Origin of the sequence: Streptomyces sp. NPDC058375 (assembly GCF_042723425.1) — a bacterium.
Classification (GTDB): domain Bacteria; phylum Actinomycetota; class Actinomycetes; order Streptomycetales; family Streptomycetaceae; genus Streptomyces; species Streptomyces durocortorensis.
The window spans coordinates 1-5,594 of record NZ_JBHXJG010000355.1 but is presented as its reverse complement, the minus strand read 5'-3'; the positions used below and the strand labels follow the sequence as shown (position 1 = coordinate 5,594).

5 protein-coding genes are annotated in these 5,594 nt (G+C 70.5%); all 5 read left to right on the top strand.

All coding sequences use genetic code 11. The features are described 5' to 3' along the window. Window positions 1-251: 251 nt before the first annotated feature. The 5 genes from eno to ACFWM7_RS33075 all read left to right on the top strand — a co-directional run bounded on the left by eno (window position 252) and on the right by ACFWM7_RS33075 (window position 5,554). Entirely contained in the window at window positions 252-1,532 is a 1,281-nt protein-coding gene (eno, locus tag ACFWM7_RS33095; protein WP_018515627.1) for a phosphopyruvate hydratase, read from the top strand. Window positions 1,533-1,626: 94 nt separating this feature from the next. Continuing rightward, window positions 1,627-2,106 carry a septum formation initiator family protein gene (locus tag ACFWM7_RS33090; protein WP_383267885.1) on the top strand — a complete coding sequence of 160 codons (480 nt, stop codon included), beginning with the start codon at window positions 1,627-1,629 and terminating at the stop codon, window positions 2,104-2,106. A gap of 50 nt (window positions 2,107-2,156) precedes the next feature. Further along, a complete protein-coding gene (locus ACFWM7_RS33085; RefSeq protein ID WP_383267882.1) occupies window positions 2,157-2,771 on the top strand; it encodes a DUF501 domain-containing protein in 615 nt (204 codons plus the stop codon). Beyond that, complete coding sequence (locus ACFWM7_RS33080; RefSeq protein ID WP_383267880.1) at window positions 2,768-3,709, top strand: exopolyphosphatase; 942 nt, start codon at window positions 2,768-2,770, stop codon at window positions 3,707-3,709. Before ACFWM7_RS33085 ends, ACFWM7_RS33080 begins: the two co-directional genes overlap by 4 nt. A 459-nt stretch (window positions 3,710-4,168) precedes the next feature. After that, on the top strand, window positions 4,169-5,554 hold the full coding sequence (locus ACFWM7_RS33075; RefSeq protein WP_383267877.1) for an NAD(P)/FAD-dependent oxidoreductase: 1,386 nt from the start codon (window positions 4,169-4,171) through the stop codon (window positions 5,552-5,554). The last annotated feature ends 40 nt before the right edge of the window (window positions 5,555-5,594 follow it).

The window sequence follows — 5,594 nt, the reverse complement described above, 5'->3', positions numbered from 1 at the left end:
CTCTTCCCCCCAGCGCGCCGGGCCGGGTTCTTCGTGGGCGGCGGGCGCCGGGGGGCCCGTATGCGTTCACCTCTTGTTGTTACCGCCCAGTAGATTTCTAGAGTTCTGTCCCGCTATGCAGGCCCTTGGGTCCTTTTTCGTCCCAGGAGGCGGGCGGTCGGCCGACTGACGCGGCCGGGCCGGATAGGCTCGGGTCGCAAGGCCACAGTGACCCTGCACAACCAGTGTCAGATCCCAGAAGGAGATGCCTCGTGCCGTCCATCGACGTCGTCGTAGCCAGGGAAATCCTCGACTCCCGGGGCAACCCCACGGTCGAGGTCGAGGTTGGCCTCGACGACGGCAGCACGGGCCGTGCTGCCGTTCCGTCCGGCGCCTCCACCGGTGCGTTCGAGGCTGTAGAGCTTCGCGACGGTGACCCCAACCGCTACCAGGGCAAGGGCGTCGAGAAGGCCGTCCTCGCCGTCATCGAGCAGATCGGCCCGGAGCTCGTCGGGTACGACGCCACCGAGCAGCGCCTCATCGACCAGGCGATGTTCGACCTGGACGCCACCGAGAACAAGGCCTCGCTCGGCGCGAACGCCATCCTCGGCGTCTCGCTCGCCGTCGCGCACGCCGCCTCCGAGGCGTCCGACCTGCCGCTCTTCCGCTACCTCGGCGGCCCGAACGCGCACCTGCTGCCCGTTCCGATGATGAACATCCTGAACGGCGGCTCGCACGCCGACTCCAACGTGGACATCCAGGAGTTCATGATCGCCCCGATCGGCGCGGAGTCCTTCTCCGAGGCCCTGCGCTGGGGCGCGGAGATCTACCACACGCTGAAGAAGGTCCTCAAGACCAAGGGCCTGTCCACCGGACTCGGCGACGAGGGCGGCTTCGCCCCGAACCTGGAGTCCAACCGCGCCGCCCTGGACCTCATCGTCGAGGCCATCACCGAGGCCGGTTACGTCCCGGGCCGTGACGTGGCGCTCGCGCTCGACGTCGCCGCGTCCGAGTTCTACAAGGACGGCGTCTACGAGTTCGAGGGCAAGTCCCGCTCGGCCGCCGAGATGACCGAGTACTACGAGGAGCTCGTCTCCGCGTACCCGCTGGTCTCCATCGAGGACCCGCTGTACGAGGACGACTGGGCCGGCTGGAAGGTCATCACCGACCGCATCGGCTCCAAGGTGCAGATCGTCGGCGACGACCTCTTCGTCACCAACCCCGAGCGCCTGGCCCGCGGCATCGAGGAGGGCTCCGCCAACGCCCTGCTCGTGAAGGTCAACCAGATCGGTTCGCTGACCGAGACCCTGGACGCCGTCGAGCTGGCCCAGCGCAACGGCTTCAAGTGCATGATGTCGCACCGCTCCGGCGAGACCGAGGACGTCACCATCGCCGACCTCGCGGTCGCCGTGAACTGCGGCCAGATCAAGACCGGCGCCCCGGCCCGCTCGGACCGCGTCGCCAAGTACAACCAGCTGCTGCGCATCGAGGAGATCCTCGACGACGCCGCGGTGTACGCGGGCCGCTCCGCCTTCCCGCGCTTCAAGGGCTGACCCACAGCGTCAAGACGGTAGCCTCCGCCCGTCCCCGCACCCGGTCCCGTACCGTGTGCGGGGACGGACGTGCATAACGGGGAGGCGGGGAGACATGGCCGGGAAGGACCGCGACCGGTTCTCCACCGCGACCAGGCTGCGGCTGCTCGGCGAGCAGACCGCGGCCCGCGTGTACCGATCCCAGAACCGCCGCCAGGCCCGCCGCTCCCGGCTCACCGGCAGGGCCGCGTTCCTGGCGCTGGTGGTCTGCTCCCTGGTGGTGGCGCTCGCCTACCCGATGCGGCAGTACGTCTCCCAGCGCGACGAGATCGCCGAGCAGGAGCGGCTCTCGCAGGAGGCTGAGCGGCGCACCGAGGAGCTTCGGGACGAGAAGGCGCGGCTCCAGGACGACGCGTACATCAAGCGTCTGGCCCGCCAGCACCTCCATTACGTCCTCCCCGGGGAGACCGGCTACACCGTGGCCGACCCCGACGCGGCCCGGGACCGCCGCGGCGAGCCGGGGGCGAGCGACCGCCCCTGGCACTCGAACCTCTGGGACGGCGTGGACAGCGCCGACCGTGACGACCGCGACTGACCTACCCGCAACCCCCCTACTACGAGCTTCCGAGCAGAACCAAGGCAGGCATGGAAACGCCCCCTCCGCAGACCGAGTCCACCAAGCCCACCGCCGCGGACATCGCCGCGTTCGAGCAGCAGCTCGGCCGCCCGCCGCGCGGGCTGCGCGCCATCGCGCACCGCTGCCCGTGCGGCAACCCGGACGTGGTGGAGACCCAGCCGCGTCTGGAGGACGGCACGCCGTTCCCGACGACCTATTACCTGACGTGCCCCCGGGCGGCCTCGGCGATCGGCACGCTGGAGGCCAACGGGGTCATGAAGGAGATGACGGCCCGTCTGGAGACCGACCCGGAGCTGGCGGACGCCTACCGGGCCGCGCACGAGGACTACATCACCCGCCGCGACGCCATCGAGGTCCTGGAGGGCTTCCCGAGCGCGGGCGGCATGCCGGACCGGGTGAAGTGCCTGCACGTCCTGGTCGGCCACTCGCTGGCCGCCGGGCCCGGGGTGAACCCGCTGGGCGACGAGGCCATCGCGATGCTGCCGGAGTGGTGGGCCAAGGGCCCCTGCGTCGCGCCGTGCGCGCCGACGGGCGAGGACGACGGCTGGACGGTGGACGAGGGCGACGGGGGCCACTTCGCCTTCCGCCCGCTCGACGGCCCCGCCGACGGGAAGGGCGCATGACCCGGGTCGCCGCGATCGACTGCGGCACCAACTCCATCCGGCTCCTGGTCGCCGACCTGGACCCGGCCACCGGCTCGTTCACCGAGCTGGACCGGCGGATGACGATCGTCCGCCTCGGCCAGGGCGTCGACCGGACCGGCCGGCTCGCCCCCGAGGCGCTGGAGCGGACGTTCGCGGCCTGCCGGGAGTACGCGGCGGCGATCGAGGAGCTGGGCGCCGAGCGGATCCGCTTCGTCGCCACCTCCGCTTCCCGCGACGCGGAGAACAGCGCCGACTTCGTGGCCGGCGTCCGGGACATCCTGGGCGTCGAGCCCGAGGTCGTCACCGGCGACCAGGAGGCCCAGCTCTCCTTCGACGGGGCCACCAAGGAGCTGGCGGGCAGCGACCACCTGGCGAAGCCGTATCTGGTCGTCGACATCGGCGGCGGCTCCACCGAGTTCGTCCTCGGCTCGGACGGGGTGGAGGCGGCCCGGTCCGTGGACATCGGCTGCGTACGGATGACGGAACGTCACCTCGTCGTGGACGGGGCCGTGATGGACCCGCCCAGCCACGAGCGGGCCGCCGCGATCCGCGCCGACATCGACGCCGCCCTCGACCTCGCCGAGAAGACCGTGCCGCTCACCGGGGCCGGCACGCTGGTCGGCCTCGCGGGCACCGTCACCACGGTCGCCGGGATCGCGCTGGAGCTGGAGGAGTACGACTCCGGGGCCATCCACCACTCCCGGGTCTCCCGCGGCCAGGTCCGCGCGATCACCGAACACCTGCTGCGCTCGACGCACGAGGAGCGCGCCGCGATCCCCGTGATGCACCCGGGCCGGGTCGACGTGATCGGGGCCGGGGCGCTCGTCCTGCTCGCCGTGATGGAGCGGACGGGAGCCCACGAGGTCGTCGTGAGCGAACACGACATCCTGGACGGGATCGCCTGGAGCGCCGCGTAGGCGGAGGCCCCTTCGGTCCGGGCGGGCAGCCCTCCGGCTGCCCGCTCGATCGCACCGTCAGCTGCACCGTTGAGCCGTGATCCGCCCCTCTGGGCCGCCCGGGGGACCTCTTCCGGGACACGCCCCGAGAAACTTCGTGAACTTCTTCACAAGGAATTCGGCGCTGTTGGTCGCAGTTCGGGCCCCTCAGGCCCGTGCGGGGCACACCGGGGCTCGTACGGAGGTGTCGCGCGCGCGTTCCGGGCGCGTTGCGTCCGTATGAAGGGGAGCGGCGGTTCGGCCCGCCCGAAGGGTCAAGGGCCAGCTCACAAGCGGTGAACAACGTCTGCCGCGGTGCCGTGGTTCCCTTTGGTGCCCATGACCTGGGTCACGTGGGCGGCGAAGTGTAGCAGAGGGTCGGTCAATCCTTGTGAAGGGGCTCACGAGCACCCCCCTGGGGAGGGGTGGATACTCGATGGCATGAGCACCACGGAGCGTCCCAGGATCCTCGTTGTAGGCGGTGGGTACGTAGGCCTGTACGCAGCTCGTCGCATTCTGAAGAAGATGCGATACGGAGAGGCGACCGTCACGGTCGTCGACCCGCGGTCGTACATGACGTACCAGCCCTTCCTCCCCGAAGCTGCCGCAGGCAGCATCTCGCCTCGGCATGTCGTCGTCCCGCTGCGACGCGTGCTGCCCAAGGCTGAGGTTCTCACCGGTCGTGTCACGACCATCGACCAGGACCGCAAGGTCGCCACGGTCGCGCCGCTCGTCGGCGAGGCCTACGAGCTGCCCTTCGACTACCTGGTCATCGCGATGGGCGCGGTCTCCCGTACCTTCCCGATCCCCGGCCTCGCCGAGCAGGGCATCGGCATGAAGGGCATCGAGGAGTCCATCGGTCTGCGCAACCACGTCCTGGAGCAGCTGGACAAGGCCGACTCCACGACCGACGAGGACGTCCGCCGCAAGGCGCTGACGTTCGTCTTCGTGGGCGGCGGCTTCGCCGGCGCGGAGACCATCGGCGAGGTCGAGGACATGGCCCGCGACGCGGCGAAGTACTACACCAACGTGAAGCGCGAGGACATGCGCTTCATCCTCGTCGACGCCGCCGACAAGATCCTTCCCGAGGTCGGCCCGAAGCTGGGCGCCTACGGCAAGGAGCACCTGGAGAGCCGCGGCGTGGAGATCTACCTCTCCACCTCGATGGACTCCTGCGTCGACGGTCACGTGGTCCTGAAGAACGGCCTGGAGGTCGACTCCAGCACCATCGTGTGGACCGCCGGTGTGAAGCCGAACCCGGCGCTGGCCCGCTTCGGCCTGCCGCTCGGCCCCCGAGGCCACGTGGACACCTCCGAGAAGCTCCAGGTGCAGGGCACCGACTACATCTGGGCCGCGGGCGACAACGCCCAGGTGCCGGACGTGGTCGGCCGCCGCGCCGGCAACCCGAACGCCTGGTGCCCGCCCAACGCCCAGCACGCGCTGCGTCAGGCGAAGGTCCTCGGCGACAACGTGATCTCCGGCATGCGGGGCTTCCCGCAGAAGGAGTACAGCCACGCCAACAAGGGTGCGGTCGCCGGTCTCGGTCTGCACAAGGGCGTCGCGATGATCGTCATGGGCAAGGTGAAGATCAAGCTCAAGGGCCGTCTCGCCTGGTACATGCACCGCGGCTACCACGGCATGGCCATGCCGACCTGGAACCGCAAGATCCGGATCTTCGCCGACTGGACGCTGGCGATGTTCCTCAAGCGCGAGGTCGTCTCGCTCGGCGCCATGGAGACGCCGCGCGAGGAGTTCTACGAGGCCGCCAAGCCGGCCCCGGCTCCGGCCGCCGCCAAGTCCGAGGGCGAGAAGGCCAAGGCCTCCTGACCCCCCGGTGGCCCGCTCCGCGAGGAGCGCACCGTACGAC

Coding starts and splice junctions, on each gene's coding strand:
- ACFWM7_RS33090 (WP_383267885.1), top strand. CDS start 1,627: ATGGCCGGGAAGGACCGCGACCGGTTCTCCACCGCGACCAGGCTGCGG.
- ACFWM7_RS33085 (WP_383267882.1), top strand. CDS start 2,157: ATGGAAACGCCCCCTCCGCAGACCGAGTCCACCAAGCCCACCGCCGCG.
- ACFWM7_RS33080 (WP_383267880.1), top strand. CDS start 2,768: ATGACCCGGGTCGCCGCGATCGACTGCGGCACCAACTCCATCCGGCTC.
- ACFWM7_RS33075 (WP_383267877.1), top strand. CDS start 4,169: ATGAGCACCACGGAGCGTCCCAGGATCCTCGTTGTAGGCGGTGGGTAC.